The organism is Taklimakanibacter deserti (genome assembly GCA_003574785.1).
In genome coordinates this window covers 29692-55173 of the sequence record QORU01000015.1, presented here as the reverse complement: position 1 = coordinate 55173, position 25482 = coordinate 29692, and the positions used below count along the sequence as shown (strand labels likewise).

26 protein-coding genes are annotated in these 25482 nt (G+C 63.4%); 13 read left to right on the top strand and 13 right to left on the bottom strand.

All coding sequences use genetic code 11. The features are described from left to right. Nucleotides 1–34: 34 nt before the first annotated feature. The 11 genes from DS839_RS27640 to DS839_RS27590 all read left to right on the top strand — a co-directional run bounded on the left by DS839_RS27640 (nucleotide 35) and on the right by DS839_RS27590 (nucleotide 10783). On the top strand, nucleotides 35–1159 hold the full coding sequence (locus DS839_RS27640; protein ID WP_368911954.1) for an NAD(P)/FAD-dependent oxidoreductase: 1125 nt from the start codon (nucleotides 35–37) through the stop codon (nucleotides 1157–1159). 50 nt (nucleotides 1160–1209) lie between these two features. After that, nucleotides 1210–2748, top strand: coding sequence for an ABC transporter substrate-binding protein (locus DS839_RS27635; RefSeq protein WP_119273741.1), 1539 nt, complete (start codon nucleotides 1210–1212; stop codon nucleotides 2746–2748). A 56-nt stretch (nucleotides 2749–2804) separates the two neighbouring features. After that, nucleotides 2805–3746: an ABC transporter permease gene (locus tag DS839_RS27630; protein WP_119273740.1), complete on the top strand. Its 942-nt coding sequence runs from the start codon at nucleotides 2805–2807 to the stop codon at nucleotides 3744–3746. Between the two features lie 3 nt (nucleotides 3747–3749). After that, the gene (locus DS839_RS27625) at nucleotides 3750–4625 is read left to right on the top strand and encodes an ABC transporter permease (protein WP_119273739.1); all 876 of its coding nucleotides are present in this window, start codon (nucleotides 3750–3752) and stop codon (nucleotides 4623–4625) included. A gap of 4 nt (nucleotides 4626–4629) precedes the next feature. Continuing rightward, entirely contained in the window at nucleotides 4630–5637 is a 1008-nt protein-coding gene (locus DS839_RS27620; protein WP_119273738.1) for an ABC transporter ATP-binding protein, read from the top strand. Beyond that, entirely contained in the window at nucleotides 5634–6617 is a 984-nt protein-coding gene (locus DS839_RS27615; protein WP_119273737.1) for an ABC transporter ATP-binding protein, read from the top strand. Before DS839_RS27620 ends, DS839_RS27615 begins: the two co-directional genes overlap by 4 nt. Then, a complete protein-coding gene (locus DS839_RS27610; RefSeq protein WP_119273736.1) occupies nucleotides 6614–7699 on the top strand; it encodes a serine hydrolase domain-containing protein in 1086 nt (361 codons plus the stop codon). Before DS839_RS27615 ends, DS839_RS27610 begins: the two co-directional genes overlap by 4 nt. A 133-nt stretch (nucleotides 7700–7832) precedes the next feature. Then, nucleotides 7833–8498, top strand: coding sequence for a GntR family transcriptional regulator (locus DS839_RS27605; protein WP_119273735.1), 666 nt, complete (start codon nucleotides 7833–7835; stop codon nucleotides 8496–8498). Nucleotides 8499–8532: 34 nt separating this feature from the next. After that, nucleotides 8533–9366 carry a transporter substrate-binding domain-containing protein gene (locus tag DS839_RS27600; RefSeq protein WP_119273734.1) on the top strand — a complete coding sequence of 278 codons (834 nt, stop codon included), beginning with the start codon at nucleotides 8533–8535 and terminating at the stop codon, nucleotides 9364–9366. An 11-nt stretch (nucleotides 9367–9377) separates the two neighbouring features. After that, the gene (locus DS839_RS27595) at nucleotides 9378–10088 is read left to right on the top strand and encodes an ABC transporter permease (protein ID WP_119273733.1); all 711 of its coding nucleotides are present in this window, start codon (nucleotides 9378–9380) and stop codon (nucleotides 10086–10088) included. After that, nucleotides 10088–10783 (top strand): ABC transporter permease, encoded by a 696-nt coding sequence (locus tag DS839_RS27590; RefSeq protein WP_162918847.1) that lies wholly within the window; start codon nucleotides 10088–10090, stop codon nucleotides 10781–10783. The genes DS839_RS27595 and DS839_RS27590 overlap by 1 nt, the downstream gene beginning before the upstream one ends. Nucleotides 10784–10792: 9 nt before the next feature. Here the strand turns inward: DS839_RS27590 and DS839_RS27585 are convergent, their stop codons facing one another. Beyond that, the gene (locus DS839_RS27585) at nucleotides 10793–11695 is read right to left on the bottom strand and encodes a LysR substrate-binding domain-containing protein (RefSeq protein ID WP_119273731.1); all 903 of its coding nucleotides are present in this window, start codon (nucleotides 11693–11695) and stop codon (nucleotides 10793–10795) included. Between the two features lie 126 nt (nucleotides 11696–11821). On the opposite strand from DS839_RS27585, the gene DS839_RS27580 reads away from it, so the two are divergent. Both DS839_RS27580 and DS839_RS27575 read left to right on the top strand, forming a co-directional pair. Beyond that, on the top strand, nucleotides 11822–12715 hold the full coding sequence (locus DS839_RS27580; protein WP_119273730.1) for a dimethylarginine dimethylaminohydrolase family protein: 894 nt from the start codon (nucleotides 11822–11824) through the stop codon (nucleotides 12713–12715). 81 nt (nucleotides 12716–12796) lie between these two features. Beyond that, a complete protein-coding gene (locus DS839_RS27575) occupies nucleotides 12797–14341 on the top strand; it encodes an ABC transporter substrate-binding protein (protein WP_119273729.1) in 1545 nt (514 codons plus the stop codon). A gap of 145 nt (nucleotides 14342–14486) precedes the next feature. Here DS839_RS27575 and DS839_RS27570 read toward each other — a convergent pair whose 3' ends face one another. The 12 genes from DS839_RS27570 to DS839_RS27515 form a co-directional block, all read right to left on the bottom strand. Continuing rightward, nucleotides 14487–15284: an ABC transporter ATP-binding protein gene (locus tag DS839_RS27570; protein ID WP_119273728.1), complete on the bottom strand. Its 798-nt coding sequence runs from the start codon at nucleotides 15282–15284 to the stop codon at nucleotides 14487–14489. Next, nucleotides 15284–16099, bottom strand: a complete 816-nt coding sequence (locus DS839_RS27565) for an ABC transporter permease (protein ID WP_119273727.1) — start codon at nucleotides 16097–16099, stop codon at nucleotides 15284–15286. Before DS839_RS27565 ends, DS839_RS27570 begins: the two co-directional genes overlap by 1 nt. Then, nucleotides 16083–17090 (bottom strand): ABC transporter substrate-binding protein, encoded by a 1008-nt coding sequence (locus DS839_RS27560; RefSeq protein ID WP_119273726.1) that lies wholly within the window; start codon nucleotides 17088–17090, stop codon nucleotides 16083–16085. The genes DS839_RS27565 and DS839_RS27560 overlap by 17 nt, the downstream gene beginning before the upstream one ends. 108 nt (nucleotides 17091–17198) lie before the next feature. After that, nucleotides 17199–18524, bottom strand: coding sequence for a histidinol dehydrogenase (gene hisD, locus DS839_RS27555; protein WP_119273725.1), 1326 nt, complete (start codon nucleotides 18522–18524; stop codon nucleotides 17199–17201). A gap of 109 nt (nucleotides 18525–18633) precedes the next feature. Beyond that, nucleotides 18634–19305: a M24 family metallopeptidase gene (locus DS839_RS27550; protein ID WP_119273724.1), complete on the bottom strand. Its 672-nt coding sequence runs from the start codon at nucleotides 19303–19305 to the stop codon at nucleotides 18634–18636. A gap of 11 nt (nucleotides 19306–19316) precedes the next feature. Next, nucleotides 19317–20078 carry a BtpA/SgcQ family protein gene (locus DS839_RS27545; RefSeq protein WP_119273723.1) on the bottom strand — a complete coding sequence of 254 codons (762 nt, stop codon included), beginning with the start codon at nucleotides 20076–20078 and terminating at the stop codon, nucleotides 19317–19319. 25 nt (nucleotides 20079–20103) lie between these two features. Beyond that, entirely contained in the window at nucleotides 20104–20922 is an 819-nt protein-coding gene (locus tag DS839_RS27540) for an energy-coupling factor ABC transporter ATP-binding protein (RefSeq protein WP_119273722.1), read from the bottom strand. 5 nt (nucleotides 20923–20927) lie between these two features. Next, nucleotides 20928–21776 (bottom strand): energy-coupling factor ABC transporter ATP-binding protein, encoded by an 849-nt coding sequence (locus DS839_RS27535; RefSeq protein WP_119273721.1) that lies wholly within the window; start codon nucleotides 21774–21776, stop codon nucleotides 20928–20930. After that, nucleotides 21767–22591: an energy-coupling factor transporter transmembrane component T gene (locus DS839_RS27530; protein ID WP_119273720.1), complete on the bottom strand. Its 825-nt coding sequence runs from the start codon at nucleotides 22589–22591 to the stop codon at nucleotides 21767–21769. The genes DS839_RS27535 and DS839_RS27530 overlap by 10 nt, the downstream gene beginning before the upstream one ends. 3 nt (nucleotides 22592–22594) lie before the next feature. Further along, nucleotides 22595–23236 (bottom strand): ECF transporter S component, encoded by a 642-nt coding sequence (locus DS839_RS27525; RefSeq protein ID WP_162918846.1) that lies wholly within the window; start codon nucleotides 23234–23236, stop codon nucleotides 22595–22597. After that, a complete protein-coding gene (locus tag DS839_RS27520) occupies nucleotides 23223–24203 on the bottom strand; it encodes a carbohydrate kinase family protein (protein WP_162918845.1) in 981 nt (326 codons plus the stop codon). The genes DS839_RS27525 and DS839_RS27520 overlap by 14 nt, the downstream gene beginning before the upstream one ends. Nucleotide 24204: 1 nt before the next feature. Beyond that, complete coding sequence (locus DS839_RS27515) at nucleotides 24205–25230, bottom strand: LacI family DNA-binding transcriptional regulator (protein WP_162918844.1); 1026 nt, start codon at nucleotides 25228–25230, stop codon at nucleotides 24205–24207. Nucleotides 25231–25482: the final 252 nt, after the last annotated feature.

The window sequence follows — 25482 nt, the reverse complement described above, 5'->3', positions numbered from 1 at the left end:
GCAAGGAATTTCGTCGGTGGAGTATGAGGTCGCCGTGATCGGAGCAGGGATTGCCGGCGCTTCCGCCGCTGCCGCAATCGCCAAGACGCGATCCACCATCCTCATCGAGCGCGAGACGCAGCCCGGCTACCATGCGAGTGGCCGCTCGGCGGCGCTGTTCACCGAGACCTATGGCAATGCCGCGATCCGCGCCTTGACGATCGCGAGCCGGCCCTTCCTCGCGAGCCCGCCCGTAGGCTTCGCCCAGGCTCCGATACTCGCCGAGCGCGGCGCGATGTTCGTGGGCGGCGAAGCGGAGCGCGATCTGCTCGAGGAAATCCATCAAACCGCCCATCGCCTTGTCCCTTCGGTCAGGCGGGTGACGGCAGACGATGTCTTGGCCAAGGTTCCGGCCTTCCGGCGCGACAAAGTGGCGGGCGGCGTCTTCGAGCCGGACGCCATGGACATCGACACCAACGGCCTGCTGCACGGGTTTCTTCGGCAGTTGCGCGGCGAGGGCGGCAGGCTCGTCACCGACAGCGATGTGATGGCCCTCACCCGCAAGCCCTCCGGCTGGCACATCGAGACGCGCGCCGGGGCCATCACCGCCCAGATCATCGTCAATGCGGCGGGCGCCTGGGCCGACGACGTCGCGCACCTCGCGGGTGCGGCGCCGCGCGGCCTTGCGCCCAAAAGGCGTACCGCATTCCTGTTCCAGCCGCCGTCCGCCTATGACATCGCGAAGTGGCCGCTGTCGATCGGCGCCCGCGAGGATTTCTATTTCAAGCCCGACGCCGGAAATCTCCTGGTGTCGCCCGCCGACGAGACGCCGAGCACCGCCACCGATGCGCAAGCCGAGGAGATCGACATCGCCATCGCCGCCGACCGGGTGATGGCCATGACCCATTTCGATATCCGTCACATCAGCCACAGTTGGGCGGGCCTGCGCACTTTCGCAACCGACAAGACGCCGGTCATCGGCTTCGATTCCGCGGTACCCGATTTCTTCTGGCTCGCCGGGCAAGGCGGCTACGGGTTTCAGACATCGCCGGCGCTTGCCGGGCTTGCCGCCGATCTGGTGGCCGGACGGCCGTTCCCGGCGCGATTGCGCGATCTCGGTCTGACGCTCGATATGCTGAGTCCGGCCCGCTTCGGCGAACCGCAGCGGCCGGCTGCGTAAGGGGGCATGACAAGCCTACCCGTGAACAACGAAAAGCAAGGGAGACGCACATGAAAGCAAAGTATCTGGTATTCGGCGCCGCCATGCTCGGCCTGATCGCCGGCATGCATCAGGCCTCGGCGGCCGACGTCAAGCGCGGCGGAACGCTCACCGTCGCCAGGCCCGACGAGCCCTTGACGCTCGATCCCTTCACGCCGTCGGACAACGGCTCGATCTACAACATCACGCAGATCTGCGAGTCGCTGATCTCCGCCGATGCCTCGGGCACGGGTCTCGAGCCCGGCCTCGCGGAATCCTGGAAGATGGCCGATGACGGCCTGTCGATCGAGCTCAAATTGCGCCCCGGTGTCAAATTCAGCAACGGCAACCCGCTCACCGCCGAGGATGTGATCTTCTCCTTGAAGAAGGTCGCCGATCCGAAGGCCTCCTATGGCTTCGCCTTCGATCCGGTGAAGGCGATCGACAAGATCGACGATGCGACGGTGAAGCTCAGCTTCAAGCAGCCCTATGCGGCGCTCGAATCGGCCTTATCGCTGTTCGCGGCCTCGATCGTGTCGAAGGCCGACTACGAGAAGGACCCGACCGCCTTCGGCTCGAAGCCCGTCTGCACCGGGCCGTTCCAGGTCGAAAGCTATGAGCGCGGGACGCAAGTGGTGATGGTCCCCAATCCGCATTATTGGCGCATGGGCGCCGACGGCAAGCCTCTGCCCTATGTCGACAAGGCGATCCTCAAATATGTGCCGGAAAGCAATTCGCGCGTGCTCGGTCTGCAGAACGGCGATTTCGACGCCATTCTCGCCGTGCCGCTCAACCAGGCGGAAGCGGTGAAGGCGATGCCGGACACGACGCTCGAAGTCTCGCCCTCCTTCCGGCTCGACTATGTCTATCTCAACCACGCCAAGAAGCCCTTCGACGACAAGCGCATCAGGCTGGCGCTCAACTATGCCGCCAATCGCGACGCGATCATGAAGGCCGTCTATTTCGGCTATGGCGAGGTCCCCAACTCCTATATGCCCAAGGTCAGCTTCTGGTCCGACAAGGTCGAGAAGCTTCCCTATGACATCGAGAAGGCGAAGGCGCTGGTGCAGGAGGCGGGCTATGACGGCACGCCGATCCAGCTCATGGTCGATACCGGCAATGCGCCGTTCCGCACCGTGGCGACGATCCTGCAGCAGGGCTGGTCGCAGGCCGGGCTCAAGGTCGAGATCGTCGAGTTCGACGTCGGCACCGCCTTCAGCATGACACAGAAGGGCGAATACCAGGCCTATGTCAGCTACATCACCTCCGACATCAATGACGATGACGAGCTGGCGAGCATCCAGGCCGACGGCACCGGTGCCACCGCGGCCTTCTTCTCGAACTACAAGAACGAGGAAGTGACGAAGCTCCTCGCCGAAGCGCGCCAGACCTCCGACAAGGCGAAGCGCGCCGAGCTCTACGGCAAGGTGCAGGGCATCGTGTATAATGACGGCTACAGCGTGCCGCTCAACTTCCTGCCCTATGTCAATGGCCATAAGAACCACGTCCAGAACTGGAAGAACATCGCGGTCGGCTGGTGGTGGCTGCGCGATGTGTGGCTCAACAAGTAACGGATGACGATCCAGGAGGCGCCCGCTTCGCGGCGGGCGCCTGATCCGGAGCAGCAATGCTGGTTCTCAGATATTGCCTGGCGCGGCTGATACACGCCATTCCCGTCATGCTCGGCGTGACGGTCTTCGTGTTCCTCACCATCCATCTCGTGCCGGGCGATCCGATCCGCATCATGATGCATGGCCGGATCGACGATGCGCAAGTCGCCGAGATCTATCGCCAGCTCGGCATGGACCGCCCGCTCATCGTGCAATATCTCGACTTCCTGCGCCATGCGGTGATGGGCGATCTCGGCACCAGCCTGATCCAGAAGGCGCCGGTTACCGCGCTGGTGCTCGAAAAGCTGTGGCCGACGCTGATGCTGCTCGGCCTCTCCACCATCTTCTCGATCCTCATCGCCGTGCCGCTGGTGCTCGTCGCCGCCTTCTACCGTAATCGCTGGCCGGACCATGTCATCCGCCTCGGCAGCATCTTCGGCTTCGCCATGCCCTCATACTGGATCGGGCTGCTGCTCATGCTGTGCTTCGGCCTGTGGCTCGGCTGGTTCCCGATCTCGGGGCTCGGCAGCACGCCGCTCGAGAAGCTGCATCATCTCACCATGCCGGCTCTGACCATATCGCTGTTCTTGAGCCCCATCCTCATCCAGTCCATGCGTTCCTCGATGCTCGACGTGCTGACCTCCGAATATATCGAGGTGGCGCGCGCCAAGGGCCTGTCGGAATGGCGCATCCTCACCAAGCATGTGCTGCGCAATGCGCTGATCCCGGTGATCACCGTGCTCGCCGTCAATATCAGCTGGCTGCTGAGCGGTGCCGTCATCGTCGAATATGTCTTCGGCCTGCCGGGACTGGGCTCGCTCCTCGTGCGCTCGGTCGGCTATCGCGACTATCCGCTGATCCAGGGCCTCTCCTTCGTCTTCGCCGTCTTGGTCGTCATCGTCAATCTCATCGCCGATCTGAGCTATATGCTGGTCGACCGGCGCGTGCTGAAGGCTTGAGCCATGAGCGAGACCGCCTACCATCCGCAAGCATCGCTCAGCCAAAGGTTTTTCCGCGAGATCGCCTCCTGGAGCCCGTCGCTCAAGATCGGCAGCGCCCTCATGGCGCTGATCGTGCTCGCCGCAATCTTCGCGCCCTGGATCGCACCCTTCGATCCCTATGAGCAGGATTTCAACGCCATATTGATGCCGCCGGGCTTCCCGCATCTCTTCGGCACCGACAGCCTCGGACGCGACATCTTCTCGCGCGTGCTCTATGGCGCCCGCATCGATCTCGTCATCGGCGTCGTCACCACCTATGTGCCGATGACCTATGGCGTCGTGCTCGGCGCCTATGCCGGCTATGTCGGCGGACGCTTCGATGCCATCCTCATGCGCATCATCGACGTGGCGATGGCCTTTCCCTTCCTGGTGCTGATCATCGTGATCCTGGCGATCCTCGGGCCCGGCGTGCAGAACATCTACATCTCGATCTTCATCCTGGCCTGGACCATGTATGCGCGCCTGGCGCGCGCCGAGATGCTGGTCGAGCGCACCAAGGACTACATCACCGCGGCCGAAGTGCTGGGCTTCCCGCGCTCTCGCATCATCTTCCGCCACGGGCTCCCCAATGTGATCAACTCGTCGATCGTCTTCTCGGCGTCGGATTTCGTGCTCAACATCCTCCTGGTCTCTGGCTTGAGCTTCCTCGGCCTCGGCATCCAGCCGCCGCTGCCCGAATGGGGATCGATGATCGCCGAAGGCCGAGATTTCATGCGCCAGGCCTGGTGGATCGCCACTCTGCCCGGCCTCGCCATTGTCGTCACCGGCATCGCGCTCGCCTTGATCGGCGACGGGCTGGCGCAAAGGCTCGGCGAACGCCACCACACCATGGTCTGAACCGATGACATCCGCTTCACCCTTGCTTTCGGTTTCCGGCCTCACCGTCGAGTTCAAGACGAAACGCGGCACCGTCATCGCCAACAATGCGCTGTCGCTCACCGTCGATGCAGGGGCGACGCTCGGCATCGTCGGCGAATCGGGCAGCGGCAAATCGGTGCTGTGCCGGGCACTGCTCGGCCTGCTGCCGTCGCCGCCGGCCACTGTCCGCGCCCGGGAAATCCGCTTCGCCGGACGCGATCTCGCTGCCGCCTCGGCGCAGGATCTGCGCCAGGTGCGCGGCCAGGACATCGCCATGGTGTTCCAGAACCCGATGAGCAGCCTCAATCCGGTCTGGCCGATCGGCGATCAGATCGCCGAAGGCTTGCGTGTCCACAAAGGCTTCAGCCGGGCGCAGTCGCGCAAGGCGGCCATCGCCGTCCTCAAGCGGGTCGGCATTGCGAGCCCCGAGATCAGGGTCGATGATTATCCTTATCAGTGGTCGGGCGGCATGATGCAGCGCGCCGTCATCGCCATGGCCATGGTGAGCGAGCCCAAATTGCTGCTCGCCGATGAGCCGACGACGGCACTCGACGTCACCATCCAGGACCAGATCCTGTCTCTCCTGATGGAGCTGCAGCGCCAGACGGGCATGGCGATCATCCTCGTCTCGCATGACATGAGCGTCATCTCGGAAACCTGCGACCACGTCGCCGTCATGTATGCGGGCCACATCGTCGAGACCGGGCGCACCGCCGATATCTTCCGAAGGCCGGCGCATCCCTATACGCATGGGCTCTTGCGCTCGATCCCGCATGTGCATGGCAAGGCCGCGCGACTCGCCTCGATCCCGGGCCAGCCGCCCGATCTCGCAAGGCTCGGCCTCGGCTGTCCCTTCGCCGAGCGCTGCGCCGTCGCCAGTGCCGAATGCCGCGAGCGCCCCATCGCCTTGGCCTCCGTCCAGGGCAATCACCAGACAGCCTGCTTCTTTCCCGAACGGGTCGAGGAGCTCGACCGGAAGCGCGCCTCATGAGCCCGATCCCGACACTCAAGGTCGACGATGTCGTCGTCGAATTCGCCAAGCCGCGCAGCCTCACCGATGTCGTGACCGGGGCGCGGCCGCGGGCGGTGCGCGCCGTCGATGGCGTCTCCTTCGCCATCCATGCGGGCGAGACGCTGGGGCTCGTCGGCGAATCGGGCAGCGGCAAATCGACCATCGGCCGGGCCATTCTCGGGCTCAACCGGCCGGTGCGCGGAACGATCAGCTTCGAAGGCGAGCCCATCGTCCAACGCGACAAGCTCAGGCGGCGCCTGCAGATGGTGTTCCAGGATCCCTATTCCTCGCTCAATCCGCGCCTCACCATCGGCACCGCCATTGCCGAAGTGCTCTCCTTCCACAATATCGTCGCCAAGGCCGAGGTGCCGCAGGAGGTGCGGCGCCTCTTGTCGCTCGTCGGCCTGCCCGGCGCCATGGCCGAGCGCCGGCCGCGCGAATTGTCGGGCGGCCAGCGCCAGCGCGCCGGGCTGGCGCGGGCGCTCGCGGTCAGGCCGGTGTTCCTGGTTCTCGACGAGCCGGTCGCAGCCCTCGATGTCTCCATCCAGGCGCAGATCCTCAATCTCCTCTCCGACCTGCGCCAGGAGCTCGGCCTCACCATGCTGTTCATCGCCCATGAGCTCGGCGTCGTGCGCCACATGTCCGACCATATCGCGGTCATGTATCTCGGCCAGATCATGGAGACGGGGCCGGCCAAGGCGATCTTCGACGATCCGCGGCACCCTTACACGCGGGCGCTGTTGAGCGCGGTGCCGAAGATGGAGCTCACCAAGCGCCAGCGCCAGCCCGTCACCCAGGGCGACATACCGAGCCCGCTCAATATTCCGACCGGCTGCCGGTTCAGGACGCGCTGCGCCATGGCGCAGGAAATCTGCAAGACCGAGCCGCCGCAGATGACGGTCGGCGAAGGCCACATGTCACGCTGTCATTTTACTTTTCAGGGAAGGAGAGAGCCATGAGCGAACTCGACAAGAAAATCCAGACCATCCTCGATGATCATGTGAAGCGCGGCGTCGTCGGCCTGTCGCTGGCGGTCGGGCGGCCGGGCAAGGACATCGCTCTCTATCAGAGCGGGCTCGCCGACAAGTTCAAGAAGACGCCGCTGCGCGGCGACCATCTGTTCCGCATCGCGAGCTGCACCAAGAGCTTCATCGCCACCGGTCTCCATCTCCTGGTCGAGGACGGCAAGGTGGATCTCGACGAGCCGATCACCCGCTGGTTCCCCAAGATCCCCAAGGGCGACAAGATGCCGGTGCGCATCCTGCTCAATCACAGGAGCGGCCTCCCTGATTTCGAGACCGCGATGCCGATGATCTCGGACAAGGTGTGGACGGGCCAGGAGGTCGTCGATTTCGCCTTCAAGCACGGCGTCCAGAAGGAGCCGTGGCACGGCATGGAATATTCCAACACCGGCTATGTATTGTCGGGCCTCATCATCGCGCATGAGACCGGCAAGCCCTATTCCGATCATCTGCGCCGGCGCATCTTCACGCCGCTCGGCATGAACGACACCTGGGTCGGAACCGACGAGAAATTCCCCAAGGCGCGCGAGGCGCGCGGCTACATGCACAATGACGATGACGACAAGCCGCAATGGGATGTGAGCGGTGCGGGCGCTCCGGTCGAGGGCGTGTGGGATTCGACCGAATGGTTCCCCTTGTCGGGCGCCAATGCGGCGGGCGACATGGTCTCGACGCCGCGCGACGTGGTGACCTTCCTCAATGCTCTGTTCGACGGACGCATTCTCGGGCGCAAGCAGCTCGCCGAGATGAAGGACAATATCAAGCCGGCGCAGTTCCCAGGATCGAACACCGTCGCCAATGGCCATGGCGTGCTGGTCATGCGCTATGGCGATATCGACGTCAAAGGCCATCTCGGCCAGATCCCGGGCCATACCAGCATCATGGGCCGCGACGAGAAGACCGGCACCACCATCATGCTCATCCAGAATTCCGGCGCCGGGGATTTCGAATCCTTCTATCTCAAGGGCATCAACGAGCCCGCCGGCAAGATCTTCCACGCCGTGCGCGATCACGGCTGAAAATCCGGCCCGTTCAAGCCATCACCGGCCTATCCCGTGAGCGCCGTCCCGAGAGGGGCGGCGCCTGCTTGACTCTGTGCCGAAAGCAGGCTGTAGTTGTGGATACACAAATACAAATATCCAGCGAGGAAACGTGTCCCAGGTCGTTTCACCTGCGCCGGCGACCGCCGAGCAGGAAGCCTATCTGCATTTGCATTCCGCCATCCGCTTCGGCCGCTACCGCGCCGGCGACCGGCTGATCCCGGAAGAGATCGCGATCGAGCTCGGCATGAGCCGCATGCCGGTCAGGGAAGCCTTCCAGCGCCTCGCTGCGGACGGCCTCGTGACCATCAGGCCCAATCGCGGCTGCATCGTCGCCGGCCTGTCGCTCGACGAGATCTACGAGACCTTCGAGATCCGCTCGGTGCTCGAAGGTCTCGCCGTGCGCCTGGCGATGCCCCGGATCGGCGGCGAGGTTTTGGGCGAGCTCGAGCGCATCCTTGGCAGGATGGAGGAGAGCGGCTTGAGCGGCAGCGGCGACTGGGTGGCGCGGCATCAGGAATTCCACAGCCAGATCGTCACGCTCAGCGGCCGGCCGAAGCTCATCCGCCAGATCGTGCAATTGCATGTGGTGATCGAGCCCTATTTGCGCATCTGGTTCGATTATGCCGCGAAGCCGCTCAGCGCCGAGCAGGAGCACCGCATCGTCATCGACGCCTTGCGCAGCGGCGATGCCGATCATGCCGAGACGGTGATGCGTAACCATATTCTCGGCACGGCGCCGATGCTGGCCGAGTTCGCCAGCAAGAAGAAGTACTGACAAGGCGAAAAGCCGCGGCAACAGGGAGGACATGATGAGGATACTATCGACGGCGTGCCTGGGCTTAGGGCTCGCGATGGCGGCGCTGTCGCCCGCCGCCGCGCAAGAGAAGATCACCATCGCGACGGAAGGCGCCTATGCGCCGTGGAACTTCACCACCGCCGACGGCAAGCCCGACGGCATGGAGGTCGAGCTCGCGCAGAATCTCTGCGGGCGCATGAAGATCGAATGCACGGTGGTGACCCAGGACTGGGACGGCCTCATCCCGGCTTTGACCGTCGGCAAGTTCGACGTGATCATGGCCAGCATGTACATCACCGACAAGCGGCTCGAAGTCATCGACTTCACACAGCCCTATGCCGTCGATCCGGCGGGCTTCGCCGTCGCCAAGGACAGCCCGCTCGCCGGGCTTGCCGCCGAGAAAATTTCGCTCGCCGACGAAGCCAAGGCCAAGGCGGCGATCGAGAAGATGAAGCCCATGCTCAAAGGCAAGGTGATCGGCGCGCAGGCCGCGACCGTCAATCTCGAATTCGTGAAAACCTATTTCGGCGACACGGTCGAGGTCCGCGAATACAAGACCACCGAGCAGCATGATCTCGATCTCGCCGCCGGGCGCATCGACGGTATCTTCGCGCAGCAGACGGCGCTCGCCGCGACAATGGCCAAGCCCGAATACGCCAATTATGCCGTCGCCGGTCCGGGCTTCTATGCCGGCCTCTTCGGCCGCGGCACGGGAGCGGGCCTGCGCAAGGAAGACAAGGCCCTCAAGGACAAGCTCAACAAGGCGATCGACGAGGCCATTGCCGATGGCACGATCAAGACGCTGTCGCTCAAATGGCTGAAAGCGGATGTGACGCCGGCGAAGTAAGGTTTTGAGGCGTGGATGGATTAGGGCTGCTCGGCTTCGGCGGTGAGGGCTGGGCTCTGGCGCTGCTCAAGGCCGCCGCGGTCACGCTTGCCCTCTCGGTCGCGGGCTTCGCGCTGGGCGCTCTTTTAGGCGCTCTCGCGGCGGCGGCGCGATTGAGCGGCAGGCTCTTCCTCAGCCTCATCGCCGATGCCTATGCGACGGTGTTCAGGGGCGTTCCCGATCTCCTCACCATCTATTTCCTCTATTTCGGCGGCAGCCTGGCGCTCACCGCTGTGGGCCACTGGTTCGGCGCGCAAGGCTTTCTCGGGCTGCCGGCCTTCGCCACCGGGACGGTGGCGCTCGGCATCATCTCAGGCGCCTATCAGGCGGAAGCCTATCGCGGCGCCTATCTCGCCGTCGAAAAAGGCCAGTTCGATTCAGCCCAGGCCTTCGGCATGACGAGACTCCTGATGCTCCGGCGCATCGTCGCACCGCAGCTCTTGCGTCATGCCCTTCCCGGGCTCGGCAATGTCTGGCAATTGGTGCTCAAGGACTCGGCCCTGATCTCGGTCATCGGGCTCATCGAATTGATGCGTCAGGCGCAGATCGGCGCCGGATCGACGCGCCAGCCCTTCATTTTCTATATCGCCGCCGCCCTCCTCTATTTCGCCATCGCCTCCGCAACCGGGGTTTTCTTTGGGAAGGCCGAGCGCCTGACCGCGCGCGGCTTCAGGAGCGGCTGATGGATGTGAGCTTCTTCGCCGAGATCATTCCCAAGCTGCTGGCCGGCCTGCCATTGACCTTGCAGCTTGCCGGTTTCTCGATCCTCTATGGTGCCATTCTGGCTTTCCTCCTCGCTCTGGCGCGGCGCCTTGAAATGCCGGTCATCGACTGGCCTATCCGGAGCTTCGTCGCCCTCTTCCGCGGCACGCCGCTCCTCGTCCAGATCTTCCTCATCTATTATGGCCTCGGCCAGTTCCGCCCCTCCCTGCAGGCGTTGGGCCTGTGGGGACTGTTCCGCGAGCCCTATTGGTGCGCCATCCTGGCGCTCACCCTCAATACCGCGGCCTATGGCAGCGAGATCATCCGCGGCGGGCTGGGATCGGTGCCGAAGGGCCAGGTGGAAGCGGCGCAAGCGGCCGGCATGTCGCCCTTCCTGGTGCTGCGACGGATCATCATGCCGGTGGCGCTGCGCCAGGCGCTGCCGGCCTACGGCAATGAGATCATCCTGATGGTCAAGGGCACCTCGCTCGCCTCGATCATCACGCTGATGGAGATCACCGGCATCGCCCATGGCATCATCTCGCAAACCTATCGCGCCATCGAGGTCTTCGCCTGCGCCGGCGCCATCTATCTGGCGCTCAATTTCCTGATCACCCGCATCCTCGGCCTTATCGAATATCGGTTGTCGGCGCATCTCAGGCCGGCAGCGGCGTGAGGCTATGAGCTACATCTCCTTGGCGAACTCGGCGACGAGCCATTGCTCCAGGGCCCGCGCCGCGGCCGGCTGCTCGGCTTCGGGTGGGGCCACGAGGTAATAGGGGAAGGCCGCCGGCACTGTCTGCTCAAACAGCCTGACCAGCCGCCGCTCGGCCAGATCGTCGCGAACCGTCGCCAGGTCGCCCATGGCGATGCCATAGCCGGCGCGCGCCGCCTCGAGCGACAAATGCGCGCCGTCGAAATACACATTGCGCGCGGGCTTGAGACCGGCAAGCCCCGCTGCGGCAAGCCAGCGTGACCATGCCTCGTCCGTATATTCATGAAGCAGCGTGTGGCTGGCGATATCCTGCGGCCGCCGGAGCGCCGGTTTGCGCTGGCGCAGCGCCGGGCTGCAGACCGGGAAGAATTCCGCATGCGCCAGGCGCACCACGCGCCGTCCGGGATGCTCGGCGCTGCCATAGGCGATGGCGAGATCCGACTGATCGGCGATCTTCGGATGGCGCCAATATTCGGTCACGACATGGACGGCGACATTGGCATGCAGCGACAGGAACCGGCCGAGACGCGGGACGAGCCAGTTGGCGGCGAGGCCCGGCACGCAGGAGAGCGTGATCTCGCCTTCGATCTCGCCATTCTGGATGGCGCTCGCCACGCGCGTCAACCGCTCGAAGGACTCATGGACGGCGGCCAGCAGCTGCTCGCCGGCCTGGGTGAGCTCGATCGGCCGCCGCCTCCGGTCGAAGAGCGGCGCCTTGAGCTCCGTCTCGAGACTGCGGATCTGATGCGAGACGGCGCCGTGGGTCACCGCCAGCTCATCGGCGGCGCGCAGCAGGTTGCGGTGGCGCGCCGCCGCCTCGAAGGCGCGCAGCGCGGTCAGCGGCAAACGGCTTCGCTTGATCTGGCGGGACATGATCGCGATTGCCCTATTGTGAATTTATTTCATATTAGGGCAGAACAATTCTCCATTTGCAACCGAAACCAATAATGGGAGCATCGCCAATAATAATTCAACTCAACATATGCGGGGAGAAAATACATGGATGGAGCGAGCGGCGCGATTGCCTGGGGCGTCACCGCCCAGACCGGCGAACTGACCGACGTCCTGCTCGGCAAGCCCGATCATTTCCGCTGGGTGCCGCTCAATTCCATATCGGCGGTGACCTTCGCCAATCAGGATCAGATGGGCTATCGCTTCGACAAGCAGAAAGCGATGCGCCAGCATCGCGAGATGGTGGATGCCTATGAGAAGGCCGGCATACGCTGTCACTTCGCCGACGCCGACGAGGGCCTGCCGTCGAGCGTGTTCACGCGCGATTCGAGCTTCATGACGCCGTGGGGCGCCGTCATCGCCTCCATTCAGACGCCGCCGCGGCGGCGCGATTATGCCGTGGCTTCCGAATTCTACCGCAAGGCGGGGATCCCGATCTGGAAATGGGTGACCGCCGGGCATTTCGAAGGCGGCGATTTCGTCATCCTCAAGCCCGGCGTGGCGCTGCTCGGCTGGTCGGGCGACCGCTCGAGCAAGGAAGGCGCCGAACAGGTCCAGAGCTGGCTCAAGGAAAAGGGCTGGGAGGTTCTCATCGCGCCGATACCGCCGCAATTCGTGCATATGGATGCGGTCGTCGTCATGCTCGAACAGGGCCTGGCGCTGGTCTGCGAGGATGCGCTGCAGCCCTATGCGCTCGACTATATGAAGAAGCGGCACAAGATCGAGGTCATCACGGTCGCCTATGCCGACTGCGTGAAGCTCGGCGGCAATGTCGTCAGCCTCGGCAAGAAGCGCGTCCTGTCGATGAGCCACAATGTGAATGTGAACCGCGATCTCAAGGCCGCCGGATTCGAGGTGGTCGCCGTCGACTACGACATGTTCGCGCAAGGCGGCGGCGGGGTTCACTGCTCCTGCCACGAATTGCGCCGCCTTCCGGAATAGGGCGCGCACCAAAGCTGCACAGCATAAAAGACCGGCTCAGCCGGCATCACAAGCGCATGGGAAACAACTGGGGAGAGAACAATGACCCGTTTCATCGCGGCCAATCGCCGGCAATTCCTGGCCGGCCTGTCGGCCGCCGCCGCGGCGAGCCTTCTGCCTGAAGCGCCGGCTCTGGCGCAGACACCGCGCAAGGGCGGCAAGTTCCGCTATGCGATCGTCGGCGCATCGACCTCCGATGCCTTCGATCCTTCGACCTTTGCCGATATCGCGCCCGGCATGATGAGCTGGCAGAGCCGCAGCAATCTCGTCGAGCTCGGCCCCGACCTCAAGCTCAAGCCGGAGCTGGCCGAAAGCTTCGAGGGAACCGAGGGTGCGCGCAAATGGGTCTTCCGGTTGCGCAAGGGCGTCGAGTTCCACAACGGCAAGAGCCTCACCGTCGAGGACGTCATCTATTCGCTCAAGCTCCACACCCGCCCCGATTCCAAATCCTCGATCAAGCCGACGCTCGACGGCATCGCCGAGATGAAGGCCGACGGCAAGGACGTGCTGGTGATCACGCTCAAGGAGCCCAATGCCGACTTCCCCTTCGCGCTCGCCGACTATCACGCCCAGATCGTTCCCGACGGCACCACCAATTTCAATGACGGCATCGGCACCGGCCCCTATGTGATGAAGAGCTTCGATCCGGGTGTGCGCTGCACCGGCACGCGCTTCGGCAATTACTGGAAGGAGGGGCACGGCAATTTCGACGAGGTCGAATGTTTCGCCATCGCCGACAGCACGGCGCGGATGAACGGCCTCGTCACCGGCGATCTCGACGCGGTGATGTTCGTCGACACCAAGACGCTGAACATGATCGAGCGCGCGCCCGGCCTCAAGGTCATCAAGGTGCAGAGCGGCAGCCATATGACGCTGCCGATGCTGTCCACGACGGCGCCCTTCGACAATAACGACGTGCGCCTGGCGCTCAAATTCGCCATCGACCGGCAGGAGTTGGTCGACAAGCTGCTGCGCGGCAATGCGGTGATCGGCAACGACCATCCGATCGCGCCCGGCACGCCCTATTTCGCCGCCGACCTGCCGCAGCGCGGCTTCGACCCGGAGAAATCGCGCTTCCACTTGAAGAAAGCGGGGCTCGACAAGCTTACCGTGCCGCTCAGCGCCTCCAATGTCATTCTCGACATCGGCTCGGATGCAGCCTCGCTCTACCGCGAAAGCGCCGCCAAGGCCGGCATCGACATCCAGGTGGTGCAGGAACCGGCCGACGGCTACTGGTCCAATGTGTGGCAGAAGAAGCCCTTCTGCGAGAGCTATTTCGGCGCGCGCCCCACGCCTGACGCGATCTTCTCGCTCGCCTATGGCACCAATGCGCCGTGGAACGAGACCTTCTGGTCCAACAGCCGCTTCGACGAGCTGATGAAACAGGGCCGTGCCCAGCTCGACGAGACCAAGCGCAAGGAGATCTATGGCGAGATGCAGCGCATCCTGCATGACGAGGGCGGCACCATCGTGCCCTTCTTCCCGGCAATGATCGATGCGACATCGGACAAGATCGCCACCGGCACCGTCGCCGGCAACCTCAACATGGACGGCGGCCGCGCGGCAGACCGCTGGTGGTTCGCGTAAAGCACGCGGGATACAGGGAGCAATGCCCTCACCCTGAGGTGCGAGCGCAGCGAGCCTCGAAGGGTGTGTTGCAACAGGCTCACTTTATCCTGAAGGACGCTTCGAGGCCCGGCTGCGCCGGGCACCTCAGCGTGAGGACGTTGAATCATCCCAGCTCCGCGCCAAAGCCAGCCGCTACCAGCGACTCGCTGCGGATCGCCTCCATCACCTCGCGGTGGAGCGCCTGGAATTCCGGGCTCGCGGTCATCATGTAGCGCCGGGGCCGCTCCAGGGTGATCGGCACCACGAGCTTGATGCGCCCCGGCCGGTTGGTCATCACCGCCACCCGGTCGGAGAGATAGACCGCCTCTTCGACATCGTGGGTGATGAAGAGCACGGTAAGCCGGTGCTTTTCCCAGATGCCGGTCAGAAGCTCCTGCATGTGATGGCGGGTCAGGGCATCGAGCGCGCCGAAAGGCTCGTCCATCAGCAGCATCTTCGGGCGATAGGCAAGGGCGCGGGCAATGGCGACACGCTGCTTCATGCCGCCCGACAATTCGGCCGGATAGGCCTTCTCGAAACCGTCGAGCCCGACCAGATGCATGTGGTCGCGGGCGATCGCGGCAGCCTCCTTCGAGGATTTCCCCGATGCCTTGAGAGCGAATTCGACATTCGCCTGCGCCGTGAGCCAGGGCAGCAAGGTGTAGCTCTGGAAGACGACGCCGCGATCGAGGCCGGGGCCTTCGATATCGGCGCCATCCATCCGGATCGTGCCTTCGCTCGCGGTCTCGAGCCCTGCCGCGATCGAAAGCAAAGTGGACTTGCCGCAACCCGACGTGCCGACCAGGGCCACGAACTCATTGTCGCCGATATCGAGATCGACGCCCCTCAGCGCCACGGTCTCGCCGCGGTCGGTGACGAAGGTCTTGCTCAAGTTCCGAATGGAAAGTTTCGCCTCCGCCATCACCTGACCTCGAGATAGCGGAACAGCCGGCGGCCCAGATATTTCATCGCCTGGTCGGTCAAGAGGCCCAAAAGCCCAAGAATGAGGAGATAGCCGAAGATGAGATCGGTCTGGAAGAAGCGCTGCGCGGTGGTGATGCGATAACCCAAGCCCGACGTGGCGGCGACGAGCTCGGCGACCACGAGCCAGGTCCAGGCCCAGCCGAGGCTGATGCGCATCGAATCCCAGATCGCCGGCATGGCGGACGGGAGCACGATGCCCTTGAGGATGCGCCATTCCGGCATTTCCAGCGTGCGGCCGAGATTGATGAAGTCGCGCGGCACCCCCTTCACATTGTCCATCACCAGGAGCACCTGCTGGAAGAAGGTGCCGATGAAGATGATGAGGAATTTCTGCGCATCGCCGGTGCCGGTCCACAGGATGGTGAGCGGCACGAAGGCGACGACCGGCATATAGCGGATGAAATCGACGAAAGGCTCGATCGCCGCCTCCCAGCCGCGATAGCTGCCGATGAGAATGCCGATCGGCAGAGCGATGGCGGTCGAGATGAGGAAGCCCAGCGTGATGCGATAGATGCTGATGCCCATATCGGCGAGGAGCTGGCCCGATGCCCAGAGCTCGCCGAGCCGCGCCACGACCTGGCCGGGCGACGGCAAAAAGAGCGGCCGCACCAATCCTGCGGCGGTGCTGGCGAACCACAGGATGCCGAGCACGGCGAAGACCGCGGCAGCGATGCCGAGGAACTCCACCGTCCTGATGCGTCCGCCGAGAGTGAACAAGCGGCCGAAGCCGCTTGCCTTACTTGGTCGCGGCATCCACGAACCTTGGATCGATGGCGCTCGAAAGATCGACATCCTTCTGCAGGATGCCGGCGGTGCGCGCCGCCTTGTGCACCTCGGGGATGACCTTGCCGGTGAAATTCGCCATCTCGGTCTTGTTCTCGGCCAGCGAATAAAAAACGACGCCGTCGAAAGCCGTGGCGAGCTCTTCCGGCTTCGCCCCCACTGCCGCCGAGATGATGGCGCGGCCGCCCGCCGTATCCTTGCGGTAATCTGCCAAAGCCGCATCCCAGGCCTTGAGCAGAGCGACGATCTGGCCCGGCTTCTCGGCCAGGAACTCGTCGCGCACCACGAAGACGTCGGAGATCAGTCCCGGATTCTCGCCGGCGCTGTAGATCATCTTCACCTTGGGATTCTGCTGCATGGCGAGCGTCAGATAGGGCTCATAAGTGACGGCGACCGGCACCTTGCCGGCGATCAGCGCCGAGCCCGCATCGGAGGCCGGCATCGGCACCTTCTCGATATCGGCGATCGTCATGCCGTTCTGGCTCAGCGCATAGTTCAAGAGAATGTCGCTGGTCGTGCCTTCCTCATAGGCGACCTGCTTGCCCTTGAGCCCCTTGATGTCGGTGACCGAGCCGTCCGAGACGATCGCATCCGCGGTTTTCGAGACATCGAGCAGGGCCACGATCTTGAGCGGCAGGCCGGCAGCGATGAAATTCATCGCCGTATGGGTGGCGATGTTGCCGCAATTGAGCTGGCCCGCGGCGAGCGCCGCATTGATGTCGGCATCGGTGTTGAAATTGATGACCTCGACGCTTTCGAGGCCTTGCGCCTTGAACAGGTCCTTCTTGGCGGCGATGTGCCATTGGCCGTAGCCGAGCCAGGGCTCGATGCCCATTTTTACGGCACCTGCCTCGGGCTTGGACGGAATGTCCTGGGCATGCGCGGCGCGCAGGCCGGCGCCGGCGAAGGCGGCGACTGCCCCCGCCTTGATGATGTCGCGACGATTGAGAAATGAGACCATGGACGTACCCTCTCCTGTTGTTTTTCCGATCGATCTGCGCGCGGGATCAAACGACAAACCTCAGCGGGCGTCAATGTCATACCCTCGCCCCCGACGCGGGAGAGAGGATTATTTCTTGAGAATCTCCTCCCGCAATTCCGAGACGGCATTGGCATGGCCGTCGAAGCCTTCATAGGTCGCGAGAACTTTCGCGTTCTTCGCCAGCTCCGGATAGGCCTTCCCCGTCACATAGGCGATCGAGGTGCGCTTCATGAAATCGAAGACCGAGACGGGCGAGGCGGTCCTGGCCCAGCCCGATGTCGGCAGGACGTGATTGGGCCCGAGCACGAAATTGCCGAGTGTCGTCGGCGTGTGCTCGCCCAAAAGGATCTCGCCCGCATGATCGAGGCGGCCGAGATATTGGAAAGGCTCCTTGGCCAAGACCTCGAGATGCTCGGGCGCATAGTCATTGACGAAGGCGATCGCCTCGTCCTCATCGCGCGCCAGCACGATGCCGCCGATCGGACCCCCAAGCACGGTCGATGAGAAGCCCGAACGCTGGGCGCTCATCTTCTCCCAATAAAGCGGGATCGCCGCCCGCGCCTCCTCGGCGACACGCCGGCTCCAGGTCACGAGATAGACGGAGCTGTCGGGCCCATGCTCGCTCTCGATCAGGAGATCGAGGGCGGCAAGCCGGCCGTCGATCGTATCGTCGGCGAACACGATCAGTTCGCTGGGCCCGGCGGGCGTGCCGGTGTCGATCACATGGCTCACCTGCCGCTTGGCCGCCGCCACCCACGGACTGCCGGGACCGATCACCTTTGCCACTTTCGGTATTGTCTCCGTGCCATAGGCGACCGCGGCAATGGCTTGCGCGCCGCCCGCCTTGAACACGCCGCCGACACCCGCCATGCGCGCCGCCACCAAAGTCGCATCGTCGATCTTCCCGTCGGGGCCGGGCGGCGTCACGATGATCAGGTCCTTGACGCCCGCGACCTTGGCCGGGATCGAGGTCATCAGCGCTACGGAGGGAAATGCCCCTTTTCCGCGTGGGACATAGCAGGCGGCGGACGGGATGGCGCGCATGCGGTCGCCGGCAAAAGCGCCGGGCCGCATTTCGGAGAGCCACATCTCTTCCGGCTTCTGGTCCTCATGGAATTTGCGGATCTGGACGGCGGCATAGTCCATCGCCGCCTTGACCTCGGAAGCGAGCGTCTTCTCGGCGCGGGCGAAATCCGCTTCCGTCGCGGCGATCTCGGAGGCTTCGACCTGCGCCTTGTCGAAATCACGCGCGAAGCGGGCCAGCGCCTCATCGCCCTCCCGGCGCACCGCATCGATGATCGCCTTGACCTTCTCCTCATAGGACGAGAGATCGGCCTCGGTGCGCTGGAGCAGCTTCCGGCGCTCGGCCGGCGACAGCTTCGAAAGCTCGTGAAAGTTGACGGTTCGGGTCATGGGAAATCCAAGAATGGAGCGTGGCACACGCCTGTCACATAGCGCGGAGCATCGCAGCAAGGAAGAGACAGCGGAGCGGCGCCGATCCTGGGTTTCCCGCGGGAGGCCCTTACCTGACGAGGGTGCAGGCCGTTGGCCCGAACCACACGACGTCCTCCTTCTTCACCCCATAGAGATGATTACCGATGAAGGGCTCGATCGCCCAGGCCCCGGTCATCGGAGTCTCGTTCCACTCGTCTATATAGCCGGCATCGTAGGATGAATGGGCGCTCAGCGAGTGGCCGATATTCGACAGGCGATCCAGCAAAAGATAGGGCGTCTGCTGCAGCCGCGCCTTGAAGACGGCGAAGAGATCGCAGGCCCGCATGCCGGGCCGCACCGAAGCAAGGACAGCTTCGTGAATCGCTTCCACCGTTTCCAGGGCCTTTCGCTGGGCGACATTGTCGCCTCGCTGGAATGTTCGCGTGCAATCGCCCCACCAGCCGTCCTTGGTGATCGGATGAATGTCGATGATGCCGAGGTCCAGGTTCCACAGCTGGCGAGTGCTTGGCCGATCGGTCGGAAAGCAGCTGAGCGTTCCGATCCCGAAGCCGATCGTGGTCGGCGTCCATAGGGCCGTGCCGCCGAATTCACGCACATACCGGTCAGCGCGATCGCGCACCTCTATTTCGGTTTCGCCGGGACGCGCATCTGCCGCGATGGCCTCCGCGATCCTTATCGCCAATCTCTGCGCCTCGATGAGGCCGGCCGGTGGTGCGTCTTTGCTGATGTCTGCTGCCATATCTGTGCCCCTCAATTCCTCGAAATTGTTCTCTGCGCGCCGAGCGCACGGATGGCTCGGACGAAGTGGAGAGTGTGATCCCTGTCCACGTCACCGGTGTCGACATGACTGTCCTTGAGATAGCTGCCGACGATGACCGCATTGGCGTTCGCGAGATCTCTCGCGGCGCTTTCCGGTGTGACACCAGCCCCGATCACGATGGGAAATTCGGGCCCGAGAATGGCGCGGAACTGCGCTGTCTTGTCGGAAGGCGTCTGAAGCCCGGTGCCCTCGCCGGTGACGACAACGGCATCGCAGCGCGACTTTCCGATGACAAGATCCTCGGTCAGCGGTCGGCCCGACAGATAAGGCTGATACTTGAAGCGCACCCCGCCAAGCACGAAGGCATCCGACCTGGCCCTTTCCTGGTTCAGCCAGTCACCGAACTCGACATCCGCTTCTATCGTAAGATGACCGGAGACGGAGTCGAGCTGTATGAAGCGCGCCCCGAAGGCATTCGCGACCTCGAAGGCCCGCTTGTCGTCCTTGAGAATGTTGACGCCGAAAACCACTTCCGGAGCCTTGTCCTTCAGCCATTGGCACATAGCGACGACATCATCGGTGGAACCGAAATAATTCTCCACGATCACCGCGTCGATGCCGCTGCTCCACAGGATCTCCGTTTCCCGGCGCGCGATGTCGAGCTTCTCAGGCGACGATCCGCCCTTGAGATGCAGCATGGCGAATATGGGGATGGGATTGGTGAAGGCCGAAAGAAAGTCGTTCGCGGTCATGCGGGGCTACCCTGTTTGTTGTCGGTCAGCGTTGCGACGCCCGAGGCATGTCGGGGATGAGGGCGGCGACGTCGTTGAGCCCATAGGCGGTGTCGCTGAGCCCGAGATCCTTCGCCAATTGGGCGAGCTCGGGCCGGCGGATGCTGGCTTGCCTGAGAAGCCCGTCGCTGGAGAACAGGCTGGAACAGGTCCCGTCAGCGACGATCCGGCAGTTTGCCATCGCGATCACCCGCGTGAAGGCCTGGGCCACGAAGCGCATGTCATGGGTTATGGTGACGACCGAAATACCCTCGGCCTCCAGTTGGTCGATCATGCCGATCAGCCGGCGCTGTCCCGGACGGTCCAATCCGGCCGTGGGCTCGTCGAGCACGATATATTTGCATTCGCCGACGAGGATGGCGGCGATCGCCACGAATTTCCGAATGACCAGCGGCAGGTCATTGGGGTTGCCGTCGAAAAATGCCTCGATACCGGCCAGCCGCGCCGCGCGCGCTACCCGCTCGTCGCGCTTCGCATCGTCCCATTTGCGATAGCGGGGCATGTACTCCATTTCCGCCCGCACGGTACTGGCGAAGATCTGGTCGTCCGGATTTTGGAACACATAGCCGACCGTTTCGGCGATGCTGGCGGTCGAGCGGTCCGCCGTCGCCACGCCATCGACCATGACGGTGCCGCTGGTCGGCTTGAGCAGCCCGTTCATCAGCTTGACCGTGGTCGTCTTGCCCGCGCCGTTCTGACCGACAATGGCCAGCCGCTCGCCGGCATTGACGGTGAAGCTGACGTCGTCCACGGCGAGCGAGCCGTTGGGGTAAGCGAAGGAGACATGTGAGAAGGTGATGGGCATGCCGCTCAGCCGGACAATCGCGGTGAAATGGCGTCAAAGGCCTGCGCCCGGGTGATGGGCAAGGTGGGAAGGGCCTTGGCGGTGCCTTTGAGCGCCAAGGCCAGATCCGTCACTTCCGGGCGGGGAACGTCCGCCACGTCCATGATCTCGGAGGTGAGAATGTCTCCGGTCGGGCCCTCGGCCAACACTTTGCCGTCCTTCATGACGATGATCCGGTCGGCATGCTGCGCCATCAGATCGATCTTATGCTCGACGAGGACGATCGACTTGCCCTGCTTGCGCAAGTCGCCGATGATGCCGAACACCGCATCGGAAGCCTCGGGGTCGAGCTGGGACGTCGGCTCATCGATGACGATGAAGTCCGCTTCCATGGCGACGATCGCCGCGAACGCGACTTTCTGGCGCTGACCGCCGGACAGCTCGTTCGGATTCTTCTTTATGAGGGACTGGAGTTCCAGCCGCTCGACCACGCCCAGCACGCGTGTGATCATCTCCTCGCGCGGCACGCCGATATTCTCCAGGCCGAAGGCGATCTCCTCGAAGATGGTGTCCTTGATGCCGCTGATCTGGGTGAACGGATTCTCGAATACGCAACCGATGGCGCGGGCGAGGTGCGCAGGATCCCAATCCAGGAGATTGCGTCCTCTGATCTCGACCTTGCCCGTCAAGGTGCCTGGGTGGAACAGGGGAATGAGGCCGCGGATGAGGCTGCAGAGGGTGGTCTTGCCGCTCGCATTGGTGCCGATGACGCCATAGAGGAGGCCTTCCTCCAGCTGCAGCGAGACGTCGCGCAAGGCAGGCTGCTCGGAATAGGCATAGGTGAAGCTGACGTCGTTCATCGACACTAGAGCCATGACAGATAGGCTCCCATGATCGAGACGACCGTACCCGCCACAGCGACGAGCAAAAGCCCGAACTCCCACGGACGCGGACCGCGCAGCGATATGAGGCGCGTATGCGGCGTCTTGGAGCTGAAAGCGCGGGCATCGAGAGCGACCGCTCTTTCTTCCGTCTGGTTCATCGCGGCCAGGAAGGCCGGCGCAATGATCGGGAAGAACGCCTTGCTGCGCGTCAGGATCGAACCTTCCGTCTCGATCCCGCGTGATTTCTGCGCGTCCATGACGACCCGGACATTCTTTCCGAGATCGGTGATCGCCTGGAACGAGGCCAGCAGGACATAGGTTGCGCGCGGCGTCAGGCCCTGCTGCTCGAGCGCCAGCATCAGGTATTTTGCCGGTATCAGTGCGGCATAGAGCGTCAGCGCCCCGCACAGGACCATCACGACAAGAGCGAAGCGGGCGCCGCTCTGCACGCCTTCCCAGGTCGGAGACAAGGGGCCGAATTCGAACAACACGAGATCGCCCGGCTCGAATGCCGCCCTGAGGACGAACAGGATCAGCCCGACCGCCAGGAACAGCTTCAGATAGCCCGGGATGAAGGGGCGGCCGACGCCGGCCAACAGCGAGATCGCCACGAATGCCGCGCACATCGCGAGCGGCGCGATCAGCCCTTCTATCCAGATGGGGATGATCGCGAGGCAGCCGAGCACCAGGAAGGCGATGAGGGGGTTGATATCCCGAACCCAATTTCCCTGGCTTACCGGGCGTCGAAAAGCTTCGACGAACTCCCGGTCGATCTCGGCACGCTCCTTCGTGGCGTCTTGCTGCATGGCTCACGCCGTCGGCTTTTGGGCGGCCGTCGTCGCTGAGCGTTTGTCGAGATAGATATAGCCCAATGGCAGCTTGGCGAAGAGCCGCTTCGGCATGCCCTTCAGGATCGCATAGACGACGAGAACCGTCGGGACCTTGTCGAGCACATCCATGGGCACTTGCGCCAGGAAGTTCGCCGTATTGATGTCGAACCCGGCCGCGGTCAAGGCTCCGACCACCAGCGCGCCGCCACCGACGGCGAGGCCGCCGAACACCCATATCGTGAGCAGAGCGCCCAGCACGCCGCCGATGAAGGCAAAGGGAATGGCGCTCAGCAGCGTCAGCGTCAGGCTGGTGAACACGCCCCGCTTGGCGAGCCACCCCGCCAGCAATCCGAACATGATGCTGAGGATGCCGAACACCATGGTGGGCGGCGACGTGATCGAATTGAGGACGTTCGAGACGGCTCCCACCAGCGCGCCGGGCAGGCCGCCGCATGTGGCGCCGACCAGGATCGTTCCGATGCTGTCGAGATAGACCGGCAGCTTCAGCAACAGCGCGAACTGGCCGCCCACGAAGTTGATGGCGATGCCGATGGGAATCATGAATATCGTCAGGCGCCCATAGCCCTGCATGGTCTTCGACAAAGTATTATCCTGTGACATGGTCTTCCTTTCCTCCCTGGTTTGATCTTGGTTGTTGGTCGTTCATACGAGCACCGCCGTGTTCCTTCATGAAGGCCCGCACCGCCTTATCGGTCGTCATTCCGCCGCGGGCGCCGACCTTGCCGACGGAAAGTGCCGCCGCCGCATTGGCGAATTCGGCGGCAGCCACGAGATCTGCCGATTGCGAATAGGCATAGAGAAATGAGCTCGAGAACGTGTCTCCGGCACCGGTCACGTCGACGACGTCGACCTTGTAGCCGGGAATGCTCCTGATGCCCTTCGCCGTATGGAGATCGCAGCCGTCGCTGTCCTTGGTCACGACGATCGCGGTCGCGCCGGCCTCGAGAAGCGCATCTATATCATTGCCGACCTGGGTGAAGCGCCGCTTGCCGAGGGAATTCATGAACAGGATGTCGCAATATTCGATCAAGCCGGAGGGATGGTTTTCCAGGTTGTAAACATCCACATCCATCACGATCTTGGTGCCGCGCCGGCGCAATGCCGACAGTACGCCCGGCGCCGTCAGGTCCCGCATCCGGAACGGCCGCGCGTCGGTCAAGGTGGTGAAGAGGAATTCCGCGCCGGCCATGTGCTCGAACATCGCGGGCGTGATCTCGGACCTGGTGATGCCCAGCTTCGGAATGATGACGATGTGCTGATTGCCGGAAATGAGAATGATGCATTTGGAATCGGGAACCGCATCGTCGAAGATGACGTGATCGGTGTTGAGTCCGGCAGCGCGCAATTGACCGAGCAGCTTCTGGGTCAAGGGGCCCGAATTCAATTGCGAGATGAAGGAAGTCGCCATCCCGTAATGAGCGAAAATCGAGGCGGCGTTCGCGACCATGCCGCCGAACTGGGGCTCCAGCGCCTTGACGATGATCTTGTCGCCGGGGGCCGGAAAGAACGGCGCGGCGTAATACTCGTCCTCCGCCACGTCGCCGAAGAACACCGAATATTTCGACATGCTATCTCGCCTCCCGGCGCGGAGCGGTGCTGGTCGATTCGCGAATGACCAGCTCGACGGGAAGCACCACCTGTTCGCCGCTGAGCGGCTTACGATCATCAAGGGAGTCGATGAGGGCCGCCGTCGCCGCAGCACCCAGGCCCAGAACATTCTGGCGTATCGTGGTGAGGGGAGGGTAGCTGTAGGCGCCGGCCGAGACGTCGTCGAATCCCACGACCGAGACACTGCGTGGTACGTCTATTCCCGCCTTGCGCAGCTGATTGATGGCGCCGATCGCCATGAAATCGTTGAGCGCGAAGATCGCGGTGATCTCGCCGGTGCGCATCGCCTCGATATAGGGGATCACGGCGGCGCGGCCGCCTTGTTCGGTGAGATCCGATTTGACGATCGGAAAATCGCCACCGCCGCCGGCGCGCCATGCCGCGCGAAAGCCGCCGACACGGCGGATGCTCGTTGCGCCATTGCCCTGTATGTCGAGCAGCAAGGCGGAGCGGTGACCGAGATCGAGCAGATGACGGGCGACCAGCTTGGCGCCATTTTCGCTGTCCGAGACAACCGAGGTGAAGTCGGTGCCCACGATCTCTTCGTCCACGAATACCAACGGCACGTCGCCGAGCAGGCGGTGGAGCTCGCTATTCGTGGGCGGCGCGCCCGCCGAGTAGATGATGCCGTCCACCGCGCGCGACTTGATCATCTGGAGATATTGCATCTCTCTTTCGTGATCGAAGCCGGTGGTGCACAGGATCACATTGTAGCCGCGCTCCACCGCCGCCGCCTCGACGCCCTTGGCGAGCTCGGCGAAATAGCTGTTGCCGATATCCGGCACCACGATTGCCAGGATCCGCGTGGTCCCGCGCGCCAGGTTCTGCGCGGTGCGGCTGGGCTGGTAGCCAAGGCGATCCATCGCTTCCCTGACGCGCCTTACGATGTCAGGGCTCACCTTCCGCTTGCCGCTGAGCGCGTGCGAAACGGTCGTCGGGCTGACCCCCGCTGCAGCAGCCACATCCGCTATTGAGACAACAGACATATCTCAACCCAAAGTTACCAAAGCGCTTTGCCAAAGCGCTTTGCAGTCTATTCAGATGTCTGTGACAAGCGCAAGGACAATTTTGGGTGTTGATTCGGAGCTTTCTCACCCGGCGCTTGACGCCGGCGCATCGCGGTCATTCGAATCCGGATGGGAGCTTCGGCTCGCAAAGGGTATGGCCGGGCTTAAACCGGCCAGATCAGGTTCGAACAAAGATAAAGCGTGATGGCTTTTTCTAAGTCGCCATCACGC